General features: G+C 37.2%; 17 protein-coding genes. 5 read left to right on the top strand and 12 right to left on the bottom strand.

What is annotated here, in order from left to right:
* Positions 1-135 precede the first annotated feature (135 nt).
* Positions 136-921 carry a phosphate starvation-inducible protein PhoH gene (gene phoH, locus LG402_RS11030; RefSeq protein WP_109407604.1) on the top strand — a complete coding sequence of 262 codons (786 nt, stop codon included), beginning with the start codon at positions 136-138 and terminating at the stop codon, positions 919-921.
* Positions 922-1,022: 101 nt separating this feature from the next.
* Here phoH and LG402_RS11025 read toward each other — a convergent pair whose 3' ends face one another.
* The 5 genes from LG402_RS11025 to LG402_RS11005 all read right to left on the bottom strand — a co-directional run bounded on the left by LG402_RS11025 (position 1,023) and on the right by LG402_RS11005 (position 5,644).
* The gene (locus LG402_RS11025) at positions 1,023-1,868 is read right to left on the bottom strand and encodes a siderophore-interacting protein (protein WP_109407603.1); all 846 of its coding nucleotides are present in this window, start codon (positions 1,866-1,868) and stop codon (positions 1,023-1,025) included.
* Between the two features lie 392 nt (positions 1,869-2,260).
* Complete coding sequence (locus tag LG402_RS11020; RefSeq protein WP_088495407.1) at positions 2,261-2,644, bottom strand: DUF805 domain-containing protein; 384 nt, start codon at positions 2,642-2,644, stop codon at positions 2,261-2,263.
* Positions 2,645-3,170: 526 nt separating this feature from the next.
* On the bottom strand, positions 3,171-3,332 hold the full coding sequence (locus tag LG402_RS11015; protein ID WP_072068259.1) for a DUF2474 domain-containing protein: 162 nt from the start codon (positions 3,330-3,332) through the stop codon (positions 3,171-3,173).
* On the bottom strand, positions 3,313-4,320 hold the full coding sequence (gene cydB / locus LG402_RS11010; RefSeq protein WP_109407602.1) for a cytochrome d ubiquinol oxidase subunit II: 1,008 nt from the start codon (positions 4,318-4,320) through the stop codon (positions 3,313-3,315). The genes LG402_RS11015 and cydB overlap by 20 nt, the downstream gene beginning before the upstream one ends.
* On the bottom strand, positions 4,310-5,644 hold the full coding sequence (locus LG402_RS11005; RefSeq protein ID WP_166540016.1) for a cytochrome ubiquinol oxidase subunit I: 1,335 nt from the start codon (positions 5,642-5,644) through the stop codon (positions 4,310-4,312). Before LG402_RS11005 ends, cydB begins: the two co-directional genes overlap by 11 nt.
* 130 nt (positions 5,645-5,774) lie before the next feature.
* Between LG402_RS11005 and LG402_RS11000 the strand changes: the two genes are divergently transcribed.
* Together LG402_RS11000 and LG402_RS10995 are read left to right on the top strand one after the other, a co-directional pair.
* Positions 5,775-7,190: a PLP-dependent aminotransferase family protein gene (locus LG402_RS11000; protein WP_227335375.1), complete on the top strand. Its 1,416-nt coding sequence runs from the start codon at positions 5,775-5,777 to the stop codon at positions 7,188-7,190.
* 115 nt (positions 7,191-7,305) lie between these two features.
* On the top strand, positions 7,306-7,875 hold the full coding sequence (locus LG402_RS10995) for a HutD family protein (RefSeq protein WP_166540015.1): 570 nt from the start codon (positions 7,306-7,308) through the stop codon (positions 7,873-7,875).
* 57 nt (positions 7,876-7,932) lie between these two features.
* Here the strand turns inward: LG402_RS10995 and LG402_RS10990 are convergent, their stop codons facing one another.
* A complete protein-coding gene (locus LG402_RS10990; protein WP_109407598.1) occupies positions 7,933-8,544 on the bottom strand; it encodes a LysE family translocator in 612 nt (203 codons plus the stop codon).
* A 161-nt stretch (positions 8,545-8,705) separates the two neighbouring features.
* On the opposite strand from LG402_RS10990, the gene LG402_RS10985 reads away from it, so the two are divergent.
* Entirely contained in the window at positions 8,706-9,170 is a 465-nt protein-coding gene (locus LG402_RS10985; RefSeq protein WP_166540014.1) for an Lrp/AsnC family transcriptional regulator, read from the top strand.
* A gap of 507 nt (positions 9,171-9,677) precedes the next feature.
* On the opposite strand, the gene bla is transcribed toward LG402_RS10985, so the two are convergent.
* The gene (bla, locus tag LG402_RS10980; protein ID WP_227335374.1) at positions 9,678-10,574 is read right to left on the bottom strand and encodes a class A beta-lactamase; all 897 of its coding nucleotides are present in this window, start codon (positions 10,572-10,574) and stop codon (positions 9,678-9,680) included.
* A gap of 170 nt (positions 10,575-10,744) precedes the next feature.
* Here bla and LG402_RS10975 point away from each other — a divergent pair, with 170 nt between their 5' ends.
* Positions 10,745-11,623 carry a LysR family transcriptional regulator gene (locus LG402_RS10975; RefSeq protein WP_166540031.1) on the top strand — a complete coding sequence of 293 codons (879 nt, stop codon included), beginning with the start codon at positions 10,745-10,747 and terminating at the stop codon, positions 11,621-11,623.
* Positions 11,624-11,691: 68 nt separating this feature from the next.
* On the opposite strand, the gene lhgO is transcribed toward LG402_RS10975, so the two are convergent.
* From lhgO to LG402_RS10950, 5 genes are all read right to left on the bottom strand, one after another.
* The gene (lhgO, locus tag LG402_RS10970) at positions 11,692-12,894 is read right to left on the bottom strand and encodes an L-2-hydroxyglutarate oxidase (protein ID WP_166540012.1); all 1,203 of its coding nucleotides are present in this window, start codon (positions 12,892-12,894) and stop codon (positions 11,692-11,694) included.
* A 15-nt stretch (positions 12,895-12,909) separates the two neighbouring features.
* Positions 12,910-13,623 carry a FadR/GntR family transcriptional regulator gene (locus LG402_RS10965; protein ID WP_166540011.1) on the bottom strand — a complete coding sequence of 238 codons (714 nt, stop codon included), beginning with the start codon at positions 13,621-13,623 and terminating at the stop codon, positions 12,910-12,912.
* A complete protein-coding gene (locus LG402_RS10960) occupies positions 13,624-15,591 on the bottom strand; it encodes a TRAP transporter permease (protein ID WP_166540010.1) in 1,968 nt (655 codons plus the stop codon).
* Between the two features lie 12 nt (positions 15,592-15,603).
* On the bottom strand, positions 15,604-16,638 hold the full coding sequence (locus tag LG402_RS10955; RefSeq protein ID WP_227335373.1) for a TAXI family TRAP transporter solute-binding subunit: 1,035 nt from the start codon (positions 16,636-16,638) through the stop codon (positions 15,604-15,606).
* A 387-nt stretch (positions 16,639-17,025) separates the two neighbouring features.
* Positions 17,026-17,538, bottom strand: a complete 513-nt coding sequence (locus LG402_RS10950) for a DedA family protein (protein ID WP_166540008.1) — start codon at positions 17,536-17,538, stop codon at positions 17,026-17,028.
* Between the last annotated feature and the right edge of the window lie 52 nt (positions 17,539-17,590).

The raw sequence follows: 17,590 nt of genomic DNA, 5'->3' as shown, positions 1-17,590 counted from the left end.
TAATGTTCAGGATTGTGACCGGTTTTTTTGTTTTCTGCGACTAAACAGAGTCTGAAGGGGACTCATCGGTAAGCGAATGGAATACAAATAGAGATGTCGATGACTTTTTGAAGACTAACAAGGGTAAATACCACTATGAGTAGACAAAAAGCAGCAACACGTTTACGCCGAGAAAATAAACGCACCTCACGTAAAGAACAACGTAATGGGGCGCATCGAGATAATGTTATGGTTTTACCAGGATTTGGGGATATTGATACCATTGGTATGGCGAGAGAAAAGCGTGATGAACGCTTGTTATCTCCTCGCAATGAAGTACAACGCCAATATATGAATGCAATTAAACATCAAGATCTTATTTTCGCTACAGGGGAAGCAGGGTGTGGCAAAACCTTTCTCAGTACTGCAATGGCTGCCGATGCCTTAATTAATAAAGAAATAGAACGTATTATTGTTACTCGACCAGTGTTGCAGGCAGATGAAGATCTTGGGTTTTTACCTGGTGATATTGCGGAAAAATTCGCACCCTATTTTCGTCCTGTCTACGACGTATTAGTGAAACGTTTAGGCGCTTCATTCTTACAGTATTGTTTACGTCCTGAAATTGGCAAGGTTGAAATTGCACCTTTTGCTTATATGCGAGGTCGTACTTTTGAAAATGCATTTGTTATTTTAGATGAAGCACAGAATGTTACTGTGAATCAAATGAAGCTATTCTTAACTAGAATGGGTGAGAATGTCACTGTTGTGGTAAATGGAGATATTACACAGTGTGATTTACCTTCTGGTGTACCGTCTGGATTAGCGGATGCTCTTATTCGATTTGAGGCTAATAGTCGAGTAGGTGTGATTAAGTTTATGCAGGAAGATTGTGTGCGATCTACATTATGTCATCATGTATTAGCTGCTTATAATGATTAAATTGGGCATAAGAAATTTTTTATAAAATAAAAAAGGCTGCATATTATTGAGGGAGTTAATATGCAGCCTGTACAGCCAACGTTTAATCTTTAATTTATTGCTTAGCTTACGTCTTCATTATCCATAACATGGTGACGTTCAGCGTGATAACCTTCTTCGTCATAACCAAAACGCCAATAAGGAATGGCATAAATTAAGCTACGATCATAACCGTTATCACGACGAATATGACGTCTTAATGCACGAATAATTTTGTCTTCACCTGCAATCCAAAATGCCACATCTTCAGCAGGTAATTCCCATGACATAAATTCATTAATTAAGTTTTCAGTTTGTTCTTCAACTGAGCCAATCAGCCAGATTATTTCTAATCCATTAGGACGTTTAATTTCTTGACGATGCGTTTCGTCTTCTACTCGGATAACGACTTTTCCTTGAACATTAGGCTGCATGGTTTCAATTAAAGCCATTAAAGCAGGTAATGAACTTGGATCGGCTGCCATATAGTAATGTGACGCAGGGGCTAAAAGGGGATCAGGGCCACCTGGATTAGTGATCCCAATGTAGTCGCCTTGCTTAGCATTTAGTGCAAAATGAATAGCTGGGCCAACATCGTCATGAACGGCAAATTCAATGTCTAACTCTTTTTGCTCTGGGCGAATAGCACGAACACTATAAGTTCGTACAATCGATCTTGGTTCGCCTTCAGGCCATTTAGGGCCTTTTTCAGAAAAACCCGGTACTGTAGGCTTCACTTGACCTTCTAATGGTAAAAATATTTTTAGATGTGCGCCCGCTGTATCAGCAGGGTAAGTATCTAAATCATCACTAGTAAAGGTAATACAGCGCATTCCTGGCGTGACATCAGTAATACGTTTTACTTGAACTAGGCGAGGAGGCGCTGGTTTATAAATGTTTTTTTCTTGAGGTGTTTTTTGGTTACTCACGTTTTTTTACCTGACTCATTTAATTGTTTTTTCGATGTAGATATTATCATTTTCAATTAATAATGATAGTCATTATCAACATTAACTTTGATTTAGTAAAGTGAGGTGTATGTTTTACTTATCATTGTGTGATTAGGCTCAAATTACGATAAAGAAAAAAACTTAAAAATCAATGTAATAAGCTTGTGGTAATAATTCAGAGGCATTAATTAGAGAAATTAGAAGAAAATAAAAACACTAAAATACAATGTGGTAGGCGGGGGCTGGTATTATTTTATTTGAAGAAAGAAATAGTTTTAGATAGTTGAAATAAAGGCAGAAAAATCAATTAATACAGTGAGTAAACTTAAAATAGTATACTCACTGTATTTTTATATGACGCCAGTAATAGATTAAGCTTTAGGATCTGGGCCAAATCTGTTGTCGCCTTTAGTTCCTTCTAGGCACATAAAGACAAAAACAATTAATCCACCAACAGCAGGAATAAATGCAAGTAAGAACATCCAACCTGATTTATCTTGGTCGTGGAAACGACGAATAGTTACAGCAAGGCTAGGTACGATAATAGCTAAAGAATAAATACCGATAATAATACCTACAATCGAACCTAATGAACTCGTTTCACCAGTGTTCATGTCTATTGATGACATTAAAATAGCATATAGAACAGTAATGATAATGGTATTTACCAGAGTAAACATCCAATATTCTTTTCTGCGAGCACGACCTGAAAAGTTAGCGTAATTATTTTTAATGACTTCCAAATACCAATTCATGACTTCATCCTTAATTTAGTAGCAACAATACGTAAGCCTAGTTTAGGTGATCTTTCTTAGCAATTAAGATAATTCTAAATTATCAAAATATATTTTTTAAAAAGACATTATGGTCATTCCCTCTATTTCATAGGGATATAAGCTTAATTTTTAAGTTAATCAAATAGGTAATATCTAAATGATGCACAATATACGTCTTTATAAACTAATACAGGTGTGGAGTGCTAAGCGGCGGGTATCATAATTACTTTAGAAATTGAATTCAACAAGTACTCTATTTTATTTCTAGTGAAGATGGCTTTTTATAGGATTTTTTATATCTTTATTTATCGTCATAACAGAATAAAAAAGATTTTATCCCTTACTATTAATCAAAAATGATGTATTTATAGTTATTTTATCAATGCGTTTGATTTAATTTTAGTTAATTATGGGAAATAAGAAAGGGCTAAAATAATATCAGCCCTTTGTGTTTATTTTACCGTTGTGCGGTACTATGTTTTATATTGCTGTGTGTGTTTTGCCTTTACTTCACTTTCATTCCCGCAAGCGTCATTAAGAATCGAAAAAGAGAAGAAACCGCAAATAAAGCTAAAACACTACAAAACCAAATTGTAATTAGCCAGCCCCATTTTTTTAATAATGAGGGTTTGCTTTGTATTTGTGGATCAGTGATAGCCTTCTTCATAATTGGTTTTTCCTCTGAAAACGTAATAACTCCAGAATGTGTAAACGAGAATAATTGGAATAATAAAGAGTGCGCCAACTAGCATAAATCCTTGGCTTTCTGGTGGTGCAGAAGCTGCTACAAAACTCACGGCAGGCGGAATAATGTTAGGCCAAATACTGATGCCTAATCCGGCAAAACCTAAGAAAATTAAAGCCAATGCTCCAAAGAAAGGAAGATAATGTCCTTGTTTTTTTATCGAACGCAAAATCAGCCATGAGCTGTATAACACTAAAAGTGGAACGGGCAAAAAGAAGAACAAGTTAGGTAACGTGAACCAGCGTTCAGCAATGGCAGGTTGTGCTAGTGGCGTCCATGCACTAACAACAGCGATCACAGCAAGCATTACCAGTGTCAGTGGTTTAGCAACTTTATATAAATTTTGCTGTAAATGGCCTTCGGTTTTCATAATTAGCCAGCCACATCCTAATAAGGAGTAGGCGATAACTAAACCAAAACCACAAAAGAGTGCAAAAGGCGACAGCCAATCAAAATAGCTACCTGCAAATGTACGATTAACAACAGGTAGACCTTGAACAACGCTACCAACGACAACGCCTTGCATAAAGGTTGCTAGTATTGATCCGAAAATAAAGGATTTGTCCCAAAAGCTTTTGTGACTGTTATCTGCTTTAAAACGAAATTCAAAGGCAACACCACGGAAAATCAGCGCGACAAGCATTAAAGTTAAAGGCATTGCTAATGCATCAAGAATAACAGCATAAGCAAGCGGAAATGCACCAAATAATGCAGCTCCCCCCAAGACTAACCATGTCTCGTTACCATCCCACACTGGGGCTACGGTATTCATCATTAAGTCACGATCTTGGTCGCTTTTAATAAATGGATAGAGCATACCGATACCGAGATCGAAGCCATCCATTACAATATACATTAATGTACTAAATACGATGATGATGAACCAAATAACGGGTAAATCAATTCCCATGATGAACCTCCGAAGTACCTTTACGGATCAGTCTTAACATATAGGCATATCCAACACCGAACACAGAACCATAAACAACAAAGAAGATCAGTAGGCTTATACTCATATGCATTTCACCATGAGCAGAGACGGCGTCTCGTGTTCGCTGTATGCCATAAACAACCCAAGGCTGACGACCTACTTCTGTTGTAAACCAACCTGCAAGAATAGCGATAAGACCTGATGGCGCCATTAAAAATGTTAAACGTAAGAAGGTCTTAGATTCATAAAGTCTCTTTTTATATCGCAGCCAAGTTCCCCAAACACCCACTAAAATCATTAACATCCCTAGGCCAACCATAATGCGGAAAGACCAGAAAACGATAAGTGAATTAGGTCGGTCTTCTTTAGGGAATTCTTTTAATGCCGGAACTTGTTTTTCTAAGCTGTGAGTTAAGATCATGCTGCCAAGATAAGGGATTTCTATCTTATATTTCGTTTCTTCAGCATCCATATCAGGCATACCAAAAAGAATTAACGGTGTTGCTTCACCCGGTTTATTTTCCCAATGGCCTTCAATAGCAGCAATTTTTGCAGGCTGATGTTTTAAGGTATTTAAACCATGGACATCACCAATGAGTGCTTGAATTGGTGCTAAAATTAAAATCATCCACAAAGACATTGAAAGCATCTTTTTCATTGCTGATGTTTTATTGCCTTTAAGGAGATGCCACGCTGCAGAAGCTGCAATAAAGAAAGCAGAAGCAAGGAATGCGGCAACACCCATATGAGCGAGACGATAAGGGAAAGAGGGGTTAAAAATAACCGCAATCCAATCTACGGGTACAACTTGGTTATTAATGATTTCGAATCCTTGTGGTGTCTGCATCCAGCTATTTGATGCCAAGATCCAAAACGTTGACATCAATGTGCCTAATGCCACCATACAGGTTGCGAAAAAGTGAAGTTTTTCACCCACTTTATTCCAACCAAATAGCATTACACCCAAAAAACCCGCTTCTAGGAAGAAAGCGGTAAGCACTTCATAAGTCAGCAAAGGGCCTGTAATTGAGCCGGCAAAGTCAGAAAAAAAGCTCCAGTTGGTTCCAAATTGATAGGCCATAACCAAACCAGAGACAACACCCATAGCAAAGTTAACAGCGAATATTTTTGACCAGAAATGAAATAACGCTAAATAATCCTTATTGCGAGTTTTTAACCATAAACCTTCCAATACAGCTAAAAAACTAGCCAGTCCGATAGTAATTGCGGGGAAGATAATATGAAAAGAAACTGTGAACGCAAATTGGATACGCGCCAAATCGAAGGCACTTAACCCAAGCATAAAAACCTCGTTTTATTGATATGTAAATTGCAGGTAAATCGTGTGGATTAGTAGACCATATGACAGTAAGCTATAATAGTGACAATAAGTTTAAAAATGACTATAACAGTTTTGAGGTGAACAGTTTTATATGACTCGATATGAACAGCTTGCAGCGCAAATACGCCAGCAGATTGAAGATAATATCTGGCAATCTGGCGACCGTTTACCTTCATTGCGGGATACGGTAAAACAATCAGGTTTAAGTTTAATGACTGTTTTACAATCGTATCAGTTATTAGAAAGCCAAGGATGGATAACCGCGCGACCACAATCAGGTTATTACGTTGCGCATCGTAATACACGCTTTGGTCAAGTGACAGCCAGTAAAGGACTACACATGAGTGAAAATGTTGAGATTAGTACCTCCATTTTTAATGTGCTCCAAGCATGTAAAGATCTTGAGATTATTCCTTTTGGTTCAGCATTTCCCGATCCTAGTTTATTTATCCAACCTAAACTCAGCAGTGCATTAGCATCGGCAGCAAGGCATTTAGCACCTCAAAGTTCAGTAATTAATTTACCACCAGGAAATGAAAAGTTACGCCGTAACATTGCACAACGCTATGCATTGCAAGGCATTCACGTCTCTCCAGATGACATTGTTATTACTGCGGGTGCAATGGAATCATTGAGCTTTAGTTTACAGGCTGTAACCGAACCAGGTGATTGGGTTGTGATTGAATCACCCGCATTTTATGGCGCGTTACAAGCTATTGAACGTTTACGTTTAAAAGCCATTGCGATTCGAACAGATCCTGTAACAGGAATTTGTTTAGATGAACTCGAAAAAGTAGTGGATCAATACGATATAAAAGCGTGTTGGTTGATGAGTCATTGCCAAAACCCATTAGGTGGAACAATGCCTGATGAAAATAAAATAAGGCTGGTGGAGATATTAGCGAAAAAACAGATAACGTTAATTGAAGATGATGTCTATGGAGAACTCTATAACAGTCAAAAGGCACCAATGCCAGTAAAAGGCTTTGATAAAACGAATAGCGTATTACATTGTGCTTCTTTTTCTAAATGTTTGGCTCCAGGCTTTCGCGTAGGTTGGGTTGCTGCAGGAAAACACGCAACAAAAATACAACAGCTACAAATGATGAGTACAGTTTCTGCGAGTATGCCGACACAGCAAGCCATTGCGGACTACCTATCTCAAGGAGGCTATGATACGCATCTTCGTCGATTAAGATTATTATTAGAACAAAGGCGTTATCGTATGTTACAAGCCATACAGTCACATTTACCTGAAGATGTAAAAGTGAATATTCCGACAGGCGGATATTTTCTCTGGCTAGAATTTGAATCAACATTTGATGCAAATAAACTGTATCACTTTGCATTGGAAAGAGGGGTCAGTATTGCACCGGGTTCTATGTTTTCCACCAGCTCTCAATTTAACCATGCCTTTCGTTTAAATTCTTCTTTTCAATGGAATAGCAGGACAGAAAAAGGAATGGAAATTATCGGTGAAGGATGTAGAAAATTACGACGTAAATAGCGGACGTTAGCGCACATTTTTAAAAGTTATATATTGATTTATGAACGGTAATCTCCAATGATTAATTCTTAACCTCATTATCAGACTGACTAGCCAGATATTGCAGGAGGACACAATGAAGCTACGTTGTTTTGATCAACAAGAGTTACCGTTTATTCCATGGAGTAATCAAAAAGGCACAACCCAAGAAATTGTGTGTTGGCCAGTGAATAATGATTTTTCATGGCGAGCGTGTTTAACATCTATCGAAGATAATGGCTCATTAGGGCAGTTTCCTGATATAGAACGGCAAATGGTGCTATTAGAAGGCAATGGACTTAATTTAAATAGCGCGGGATTCCTGAGTCACTCTGTCACTGATCCTTATCAACCTTTTGATTTTTCAGGTGATATTCATGTTAAATCAGAGCTGATTAAAGGAGGCGTAAAATGTTTAAATATTATGGTACGCAGAACATGCTGGAAAGCAGAAACCACATTAGTAACGCAACCACTAATATTACCAAGTTCTCATGCGGGACTTATTTATATAACGCAAGGTGAATGGACTTTAACTGGCGCTACTTGTCAGCATTTATCAAAAGGGCAAGGTGCATGGTGGTTACCTGATATTCGAGAAGGTGAGATAAGGCCGTTAACCGCAAATTGCCAATTATTATGGGCAGATATTCGACCACTAAAATAAAGGTATTTTTTGTGGTCAAATACTGACTGAAATAATAAATGATGCTTAGGATTATGGCTAATTAAAAGCCAGATTAACGGCGGCAAAAGTGAGTAATCCACCGGCAATACCATCGTTATAACGACGACGTTTATCACTTAAACCGCCTTTTAAGCCGATATAAGCAAAGAAGCTACCAAGAAGACCATAAATAATTAAGCAAGTCGTGATAAATATCCCAGATAACAGCAATGATTGTGTTGCGACATCATTATGATTATCAATAAAGTTTGGTAAAATAGCGAGATAAACTAATAAGCCTTTAGGATTAAGGAAACTGGTTAAAAAACCTTTACGAAATAGAGATGAAGTTTTAGTGGCATTAAGGACTAACTTTCCTTTTTTGCAGGCTGATATCAACATTTTAATGGCAAGATAACTGATATAGGCAACACCGACCCATTTGAGTAAGTGAAATATAATGGGAGATGTAGATACTAAGGCGGCAAGCCCTAAGGCACTCAATAACGCATGGGTTAAATAACCGGATATCACGCCTAAATTCGCAATCCATGCTGATTTCATTCCCCCTGATAACCCTTGGGATGAGATAAAAAGAATATCAGGCCCAGGTGTACAGATAAGCGGTAGAACAGTCAGTGCGAATAATAATAAAGTGTTAAATTCCATCTTTTCACCTGATAGAGATAGATTAAGAGAAACATCGTTTTTGCTGTGAAATTTAGCGGAAAGATTATATGATGTTTTCGAAAAAATCGGGTTGCTTTGTTGCTAACAAAAAGAATTAATTGGCAATAAAATTCCACAAATAGAATTAAGGTTAATCTTTGATGTCAATAAAATTAGATAAGATAGATAAACATATTTTGCAGGTGCTTCAACGTGATGGCAAAATCCAAAATATTGAGCTAGCAAAAGAAGTTGGGCTCTCACCGTCACCTTGTCTTCGCCGAGTGCGTTTACTTGAAGAGTCGGGAGTGATCACGCGTTATGTTGCTGTATTAGATGGTAGTATGGTTGATGCAGGTTTATCTTTATTCGCAAGGATCTGGTTTAGAGCACAGGATGCAGAAACCATAGAAGAATTTGTAACGGCCATTAAGGTGTTACCTGAAGTGGTTGAGTGCCATTTAATGGCCGGCGAGTGTGATGCGTTAATTCGGATAGTGACTAAAGATTTAGCAACATATCGTCGTTTTCATGCCGATTATTTAACACAAATTCCAAGCATCCAAAGTATAAAAACAGAAGTACCAATGGAAACGGTAAAAGTGAGTTTTGCTTTACCACTTTAATTTTCTAAATATTTAGAATTATTTGATTTTTAATTATCACAGACATATTTAATAGAGAAAGCCTCAAGTTAAAATCTTAACAGAGGCTTTTTTATTGGCATAAGCTAAACTATCCAGCTTTTAATAAACCGATATATCTCTGGTGTATAAAGTAACATACAGAAAAATAATGAGGCACCAATAAAATAGAGATAAAACGACCAAGCACATAAAGAGACAATAATTAGCATTAATATGGTAAGAATAACGATACAAAGTCTGATCTGAGTGAGAGTGATTTGACCCGCGCACGATAATAATTCACCAATTAATTCAAAAAGATCGGCCATTTTCCTTCCTTAAAATAAATCCATTTAATTGAAGTCAGTATATTGTGCTTGTTTATTATAATCTAATTGTTTATCTGTAAGTTATTTATATTATTTTTTTATGTGCTTGTAGTAATAGAGCCAACAAATAGCTCTATTACTATATTTGATTTCTTGTTTAGATTATCAATAAAGAAACTTATTTTGTTTGAGATAAATTGGAAAACTCTTTTGTTACAATTTCAGTTGCTTTAACAATAACATCTTTACGGTATTTCGCATTCTGTTCTCGTTGTGTGAAATAGACGACTAAAATTAATGGTGCATGGTTTTCAGGCCAAATAACGGCTATATCATTAGTTGTGCCATAATCACCACTACCGGTTTTATCTCCAACAATCCAATGCTTTGGTAAACCCGCTTTAATACTGTGATCGCCTGTTGTATTACCTTTTAACCAAGTAACAAGTTGTTGGCGTTGAGATTGACCTAATGCGTCACCTAATGTTAATGCTTGAAGGCTTTTAGCCATCGCAATTGGAGAGGTGGTATCACGAGGATCACCATGAATGGCTGTATTTAATTCAGGCTCTTTGCGATCTAGGCGATAAGTTACATCATTAATTGAACGTGCAAATTGAGTAACACTGGAAGATCCTCCTAAATAATCTAGGATTTTATTCATTGCCGTATTATCGCTATATTGCAAGGTAGCCGCACTTAATTGAGCCAATGTCATTCCAGTTGCTAAATGTTTTTCTGTAATTGGGCTATATGGGACTAAATCGGCTTTTTTGATGGTTATATAGTTATTAAGCAATCCTGCTTGTTTTTCACTCTCTTTTAAAACGGCGGCTACAGCCATAACTTTGCTGGTACTTGCCATGGCAAAGCGCTCATCACCACGATAAGTTATTTGTGAGTTATCTTTAGTATTAATTAACGCAACGCCTAAACGGCCTTGGCTATTTTTTTCAAGTGTCGCTAATTGTTCTTCAATAGTGCTATTTGTTTTAGCCCATAGCATTGGTGAAGCCAGTAGAGATATTAATGAAACTGCGATCACTGCAATTTGACGGTATGTTGTTTTAAACATAGAAATTGATGCTCATATTAATTTAATAAAGAAAGTTCAATATAAATAGATGGTTATCGACAAGAGATAATGCTATTTATTTACTAGGTGCAATATCCTATTTAATTGATTTATTGACAATCGATAATAAATCGCCTTAGCCTATAGAAAATCTAATGGCTCATAATATTATGCGAACACATCTTCCTCTCAATGCACTACGCGCTTTTGAAGCATCCGCAAGACACCTTAATTTCACCAAAGCTGCATTAGAACTCTATGTGACTCAAGGCGCGGTGAGTCAACAAGTGAGAATGCTAGAAGAACGTTTGGGCGTGATGCTGTTTAAGCGTTTACCCCGTGGTTTGGAGATAACAGATGATGCACAGATCTTATTTTCGGTATTAACAACCGCGTTTAGTGATATCGAACGAGTATTTAAACAGTTCGAGCGAGGTGAATACCGTGACGTTGTTTCGATTGCCACTGTGGGAACATTTGCTGTTGGCTGGTTATTACCTCGATTGGCTGAATTTAAGCAACAATATCCAAGAATAGAAGTGAATTTAAGAACAAATAATAATGTAGTTAATTTGGCAACCGAAGGACTTGATTTTGCCATTCGATTTGGCGAAGGGTTATGGCCTTTAACTCATAATAAAGCCTTATTTTCTGCACCATTAACGGTCTTGTGCTCACCAACAACAGCAAAACGACTACATTATCCAACTGACTTAATAAATGAAAATTTATATCGTTCTTATCGAGAAGATGAATGGTCACAATGGTTTGAAAAAGCAGATATGCCACCAATAAAAATAACAGGTTCTATTTTTGATTCTTCACGTTTAATGGTAGAAAGCGCGATTTATGAAGACGGAGTTGCATTAGCGCCTGCAAAGATGTTTTCAAGAGAAATAGAAAGTGGTCAACTAATACAACCTTTTAAAATAGAAGTTGAAATGGGTAAGTATTGGTTAACGTATTTAAAATCAAAACCAATGACCGCATCAATGGAAATATTTCAGCAATGGTTAATGAATGAAGCGCTAAAAGAGTGTAGTAAGTGATATAAAATAAATAGCACTGATTAATGTCAGTGCTATTTATTATTTTTTACTCGTCGTATATTTTTTAATTACAAAGAAAAATGTTCTCTAACGATTTCTCTGCCTATTTCAATAGATGCTGTTGCTGCAGGTGATGGAGCATTACACACATGTAATGAACGTTTACCTTTTACAAAATGGAAATCATCTACTAGTTTTCCTTCACGAGTTAATGCTTGAGCTCGAACTCCCGCAGGACCCGGATGAATATCTGCTTCACGTAAATCAGGAATTAATTTTTGTGCATTCGCAGTAAATAATTTGCGGGAATATGAACGACGAAGCTCTGCCATTCCTTCGCCTAAATAATTACCTGCAATTTTCCAAAAGCCCTTATAAGTGAGCACTTCAGCGAGATCTTTTAAGTTAATATCGCTTTTTTTATAACCTTCGCGTTTAAACGCTAATACCGCATTAGGCCCAACATCGCGATGTCCGTTATACATGCGCGTGAAGTGTACACCTAAGAATGGAAAATCAGGGTTAGGAACGGGATAAATTAGATGGTTGACTAAGTAGTTTTTATTGGCATTAAGCATAAAGTATTCACCACGGAATGGGACTATCTTCATACCCGTGTCATAACCTGCCATTTTAGCAATACGATCACTAAATAACCCTGCACAATTAATCAACCATTTGCCTGTAAATCGTTCATTGGATGTCGTTACAGTGACACTATCATCGGTTTCATTAATTGCTGTAACCGCTTGTCCAAATATAAATTCACCGCCACGAGATTGAATAATTTCAACGTGTTTTGCTGCAATTTCAGAGTAATTCACAATACCTGCATCAGGAACTAATAAGGCAGCAATACCATTGACATAAGGCTCTCTAACTTTAAGCTCACTTTCAGTCATTTTGATAACTTCAAGCCCATTATCAATGCCACGTTGATAAATGTTTTCTAACGCATTTAGCTCTTTTTCATTGGTAGCGACAATCACTTTGCCACAACGATCGTAATAAAGATTATGTTGTTGGCAAAACGCATAAGTGGTGATATTCCCTTGTTTAGCCAGCCTTGCTTTAAGGCTCCCTGGAGTATAATAAATACCAGAATGAACAACATTACTGTTATGTCCACTTTGATGAGCCGCAGGGCCAGATTCTTTATCAATCACTAGTAGTTTTAGTTCAGGTTGACTTTCTTGTAGCGCACTTGCAACCCCTAATCCGACTAATCCCGCACCAATAATAATCACGTCATACGTCATAATCTTATCCATTTTATAAATTTTAAATTAACAAGGTTCTTGTTGTAAGCGCTTTAATTTGCCACGTACATTAGTTAAGTGAAGGCGCATTTTATGGCTTGTTTCATCGTGATCTTGTTGGCGTATTGCTTCAACAATTGCTTCATGCTCTGCGATAACACGCTCTGTTTCTGTTTCTCGCCCTTTATTTTGACTTAATGAATACATTAAGACACCAAGATAAAGCTCATGCATATTATCTAAAATCCTGACAAAAAAAGGATTGTGTGCAGCAACCATAATAGAACGATGAAATTGATAGTCTTCTTCATGACCAATACTTTTATTCTGTCTTGTTGCTAAAACAAAGGCATCGTGGGCATTTTCGATAGCGCGTAATTCTTCTGGTGTTCGACGTAAAGCGGCAATAGCTGCCGCTTCATGTTCAATGACCTCTCGCATCTCAAGCAGTGAATCAATCTCTTCAGGGCAAGCAATTTCCATGACTAATGGTTCATATTTACTGAGTATAGAATGGTCAATGACACGGCGACCGCCTCCTTGGCGTGAAGTCACAATGCCACTGGCTTCTAAAACACCTAATGCTTCTCTGATCGGGACTCGACTGACGCCAAAGGCATCAGCGAGTACATTTTCAGAAGGTAACTTTTCACCAATAGGGTATGTTCCGTTACTAATATTTTGCTTTATTTGCTCAAGAATTTGATGCGACGCTTTTTTGCGTGAGATCTTTTGTATCATCTAGTTTTCTCCAGATGCATGCTCCATATTAGCTAACTGTTTTTTAGACCGTAATAGATGGAATGCACCAGTTAATAGGATCAAGGCAACACCTAAAAGATCGGTATATAAGCCCGGTTTAATCATTAGAATTGCCGCTGCTGCAAATGCAATTCGTTCAAACCACGTTGTTTTAATCATCCAAAAGTTTGCTGTTGCGATACTTAGTGCATAAATTCCGACTAATGCAGTAATAATCATTAATCCAATAGAAAGTACACCTAAATTATCACCTTGCATCAGTAAAGCAGGGTTATAGACTAAAATAAACGGAATAATAAAGCCGGGAAGGGCTAAACGAACTGCATCCCATGATGTTTGCATCGGATCTGCTCTTGCAATACTTGCGGCAGTATAACTGGCTAAGGCTACAGGAGGTGTAATATTGGATAGTGCCCCAAACCAGAATACAAAGAAATGAGCCGCTAAAGGCATAACACCGGCTTTAATTAAGATAGGTGACACTGTAACGGCAACGACAATATATAAAGCCGTTGAAGGTAACCCCATACTTAATACAATACACACTAGCATAACAACTAATAAGATCATCCATAGTGTATTATCCGTCATTGAGACGATATTAAAGGCTAATGTTGCCCCGATACCCGTCATTGTAACTACACAGATAATCACGCCAATAGCCGCACAAGCAACAGTTACTTGAACTGAACCGCGAGCCGCTTCGGCTAAGGCATCAGCCACTTTCGTTAAAGTCATACGAACAGTTTTGTCAGGTGTTATCCAACTTGCAACAATAATGGTTAGAATACCTAAGAAGCCAGCATAAATAGGTGTTTTACCTACTAATAAGGTTCCAATTACAATAACCAATGGTAATAACAGTAAGCCACGGGCTTTTAATACGGCTTTAACTTGTGGAATATTTTCTTTGCTTAGCCCTTTTAACCCTTGTTTCTTGGCTTCAATGTCAATGGCCATAATTAATGCGGCGTAATACAACAGTGCTGGAATAATGGCTGCAATAACAATGGTGGTATACGAAATTCCTAAAAAGCCTGCCATAATAAATGCAGCTGCACCCATAATCGGAGGCATTATCATACCACCCGTTGATGCGGTTGCTTCTACAGCTCCAGCAAAACGCGGAGTTAATCCAATACTTTTCATTAAAGGAATGGTGAAAGTACCCGTTGTTGCTACGTTAGCAACAGCACTTCCGCTTAAAGAGCCTGTTAATGCAGATGAAATAACCGCAACTTGGGCAGGCCCTCCACGACGACGACCTGCGATAGCCAGCGCTAAATCATTAAATAAAGCAGTAGCACCACTGACACTCAAGAATGAACCAAAGAGAATAAAGACCACAATAGCGGTGGAGGCCGTTGAAAGAGTAATACCAAAAATCCCTTCACTGGTCATAAATAAACGGTATAACAATCTTTCTACAGAAAATCCTGCATGACCGAAAATACCCATAAAATACTGACCAAATAAAGCATAGATAATGGCAAAAGTTGCAAGCCCTGGAATGAAATAACCAGTAGTTCTTCTTGCTGCTTCAAACAGTACGATAATCCCTAATATAGCCATGACATAATCAGTAGTATTTGGAATACTTTTTCTTACTACATGAAGATCAACATAATTAAAGAAAAAATAGCCATAACTGATTAATGTTAAAGCAATAAAAAGATAATCCCATCCATTAAATTTAGGTGTGGAAAAACGCTTAGAGAATGGGAATAAAATAAAGCCTAAAATTAAAATACCACTAAGAAAAATAGTATTGCGGTAAAACTCTTGAGTATTTGATAATGCGTTTGAGTAAATCGCATAAAGTGAAATTAATATTGCAAGAGTCGTGGTAATTTTCAGGTAAATGCCAGCAAGTTGGCGATTGCCAGAGCTTGCTTCTTTATCTAATGCAGGTGGCTCTACCGGAGTTAGGTGGTCATTATTAGTCATAACTCACTCCTGTTATTTATTATTAATCTGCGTTTGAGCTTCTGGTGGAATAAGATAATCAGGGATCTCTAACCCGATTTCTTTGTAGTAGCGGTAAGCCCCTAAATGTAATGGCACAGAAACACCTTTTAATGCATTTTCTGTGGTGATGTATTTAGCTGCGCTATGAACTTGATGAACCTCAGGAAGGTTCTCAAACATAGTTTTTGTTAGCTCATAAACTAAGTCATTATCAATACTGGTTGTGGCCATTAAAATATTAGGTTGAGCTATTGTATTGACTATTTCAGTTTGACGAGGATAGGTATTCGCGGGTATTTCAAAACGAAACCATGAATTTGCCACATGATTGATATCATCAAGTTGTTTATCTGTGACTTCGAGTAGTTTTGCGCTGACACCACTAGCATACATGTCGGTGACGGCTGAAGCTGGAACGCCAGCAGGTAAGGCGCCACCGTCAAGACGGCCGTCTCGCATGGCAGAAACAGTGTCTCCATATCCAAGATATTCAGGGATAATATCTTTTTTAGTTAAATTAACACCTTTAAGAATGATAATTGTGGATTGTTCTGTACCGCTAGCTTGAGGGCCAACAGAAAAACTTGTCGCACGAATATCATCTAATGTGCCGGTTTTTACTTTGTCATTCATTAAAACAAAGTGTTCAACATTGGGCCACAACATAGAAATTGAGCGCAGATTTTTTTCTGGTTTACCTTCAAAATTGCGCACACCTTCATAAGCTTCTACAGCTAAAAGACTTTGCAAAATAGAGAGCTGAGCTTCATTTTTTTGCATTAAATAGATGTTTTCTATCGATCCTGCCGAAGATTGGCCTGTTACTTGAACGCCTCTATCCTTAAGGTGTGTACTCCATACGTTTGCTAATCCCACTCCCATCGGATAATACGTTCCTCCTGTTGAAGCGGTTGCTACAGAGAGAAATTGTTTATTCGCATTCTCTTTTTTGCCAGCTATTGCTAATGAGACAACCGCAATAACAGCAACAATACCGATGGCAAGCTTTGTTTTTCTTATTCTCATGATGTTGTTCCTGTACATAAAAACGCAGGTGAATGTTTCACACCAACTTGTATACAACATGACAACTTTTATAGAAATAAGGAATGTTAAGAAATTGTGACGTGGCGTAATGAAATTAAAACAAGAAGATAACAAATTGTGATCGATATAGTAATTATGCAAATTTTAATCATAATTATGGTGATAGGCACAAAATGCGAAAGAAAATATCAATAAAGCATGGAAGAAAAGATAAAAGAAGCTAAAAAATAGTCTATTTATCGATAATTAAAAATAAAATGAAAAAAAGAGGGGGCAGAAAATATTTAAACAATATGATTATGTAAAAAGAAAATAGGCCACTTTTAGTATTAATAGAAAGATTAAAATTAAGTGTTAATTCGCCACTTATAAAGCAAAAGTAAGTACACCTGTTGCGATTAAAACAAACATTGCAGACCAAACTAAAGCAGAAATAGCGCTGGTGATATAAACACCATATGCAGGTAGTTTTAATAAGCCAGCACTAAAGGGAGTTAAGTAGCGAAAGACAGCTAAGAATCGAGAAATAAACAAAATATAGTGAGTTTTATTTTTTAATAATTGTTGAGTGCGATTAATTTTTGACTGATAGCGATTAACCCATATTTTAAGGCGAGGAAAACGATAGATAGAGCGCCCTAACTCATAGCTTAAAATTGATCCTAATAGAGCACCACAACTGGTGGCTAGCCAAAGAAAGATTGGAGAATAAAGTGGTAAACAAGCACCAAAGATAAAGATCAACATTAAAGAAGCAGGGGGCAAAAATGAAGAAATACCAATGGTTGATTTGCCTGCTGTGATTAAAATAATAGATAAGAATAGGGTAATAGGAGACAAGTGACTCAAGGAGTCGAATAAAGTGTGAATAATTTCCATTTAATTATCTCCAACTACTTATAAATAAACATAATAATAGTGATAAATATTA

The organism is Proteus sp. NMG38-2, from assembly GCF_020640995.1.
In the GTDB taxonomy this organism is placed as follows: Bacteria; Pseudomonadota; Gammaproteobacteria; order Enterobacterales; family Enterobacteriaceae; genus Proteus.
The sequence above is the reverse complement of the archived record's forward strand: the minus strand, read 5'-3'. Positions and strand labels throughout refer to the sequence as shown.

What these genes read in the sequence shown, in the direction of transcription:
- lhgO (WP_166540012.1), bottom strand. Translation starts at nt 12,894, where the DNA reads ATGGATAAGATTATGACGTATGACGTGATTATTATTGGTGCGGGATTA.
- LG402_RS11015 (WP_072068259.1), bottom strand. Translation starts at nt 3,332, where the DNA reads ATGAAGAAGGCTATCACTGATCCACAAATACAAAGCAAACCCTCATTA.
- LG402_RS10985 (WP_166540014.1), top strand. Translation starts at nt 8,706, where the DNA reads ATGTCAATAAAATTAGATAAGATAGATAAACATATTTTGCAGGTGCTT.
- LG402_RS10975 (WP_166540031.1), top strand. Translation starts at nt 10,745, where the DNA reads ATGCGAACACATCTTCCTCTCAATGCACTACGCGCTTTTGAAGCATCC.
- LG402_RS10995 (WP_166540015.1), top strand. Translation starts at nt 7,306, where the DNA reads ATGAAGCTACGTTGTTTTGATCAACAAGAGTTACCGTTTATTCCATGG.
- phoH (WP_109407604.1), top strand. Translation starts at nt 136, where the DNA reads ATGAGTAGACAAAAAGCAGCAACACGTTTACGCCGAGAAAATAAACGC.
- LG402_RS10960 (WP_166540010.1), bottom strand. Translation starts at nt 15,591, where the DNA reads ATGACTAATAATGACCACCTAACTCCGGTAGAGCCACCTGCATTAGAT.
- LG402_RS10955 (WP_227335373.1), bottom strand. Translation starts at nt 16,638, where the DNA reads ATGAGAATAAGAAAAACAAAGCTTGCCATCGGTATTGTTGCTGTTATT.
- LG402_RS10950 (WP_166540008.1), bottom strand. Translation starts at nt 17,538, where the DNA reads ATGGAAATTATTCACACTTTATTCGACTCCTTGAGTCACTTGTCTCCT.
- LG402_RS11000 (WP_227335375.1), top strand. Translation starts at nt 5,775, where the DNA reads ATGACTCGATATGAACAGCTTGCAGCGCAAATACGCCAGCAGATTGAA.
- cydB (WP_109407602.1), bottom strand. Translation starts at nt 4,320, where the DNA reads ATGGGAATTGATTTACCCGTTATTTGGTTCATCATCATCGTATTTAGT.
- LG402_RS11005 (WP_166540016.1), bottom strand. Translation starts at nt 5,644, where the DNA reads ATGCTTGGGTTAAGTGCCTTCGATTTGGCGCGTATCCAATTTGCGTTC.
- bla (WP_227335374.1), bottom strand. Translation starts at nt 10,574, where the DNA reads ATGTTTAAAACAACATACCGTCAAATTGCAGTGATCGCAGTTTCATTA.
- LG402_RS10990 (WP_109407598.1), bottom strand. Translation starts at nt 8,544, where the DNA reads ATGGAATTTAACACTTTATTATTATTCGCACTGACTGTTCTACCGCTT.
- LG402_RS10965 (WP_166540011.1), bottom strand. Translation starts at nt 13,623, where the DNA reads ATGATACAAAAGATCTCACGCAAAAAAGCGTCGCATCAAATTCTTGAG.
- LG402_RS11020 (WP_088495407.1), bottom strand. Translation starts at nt 2,644, where the DNA reads ATGAATTGGTATTTGGAAGTCATTAAAAATAATTACGCTAACTTTTCA.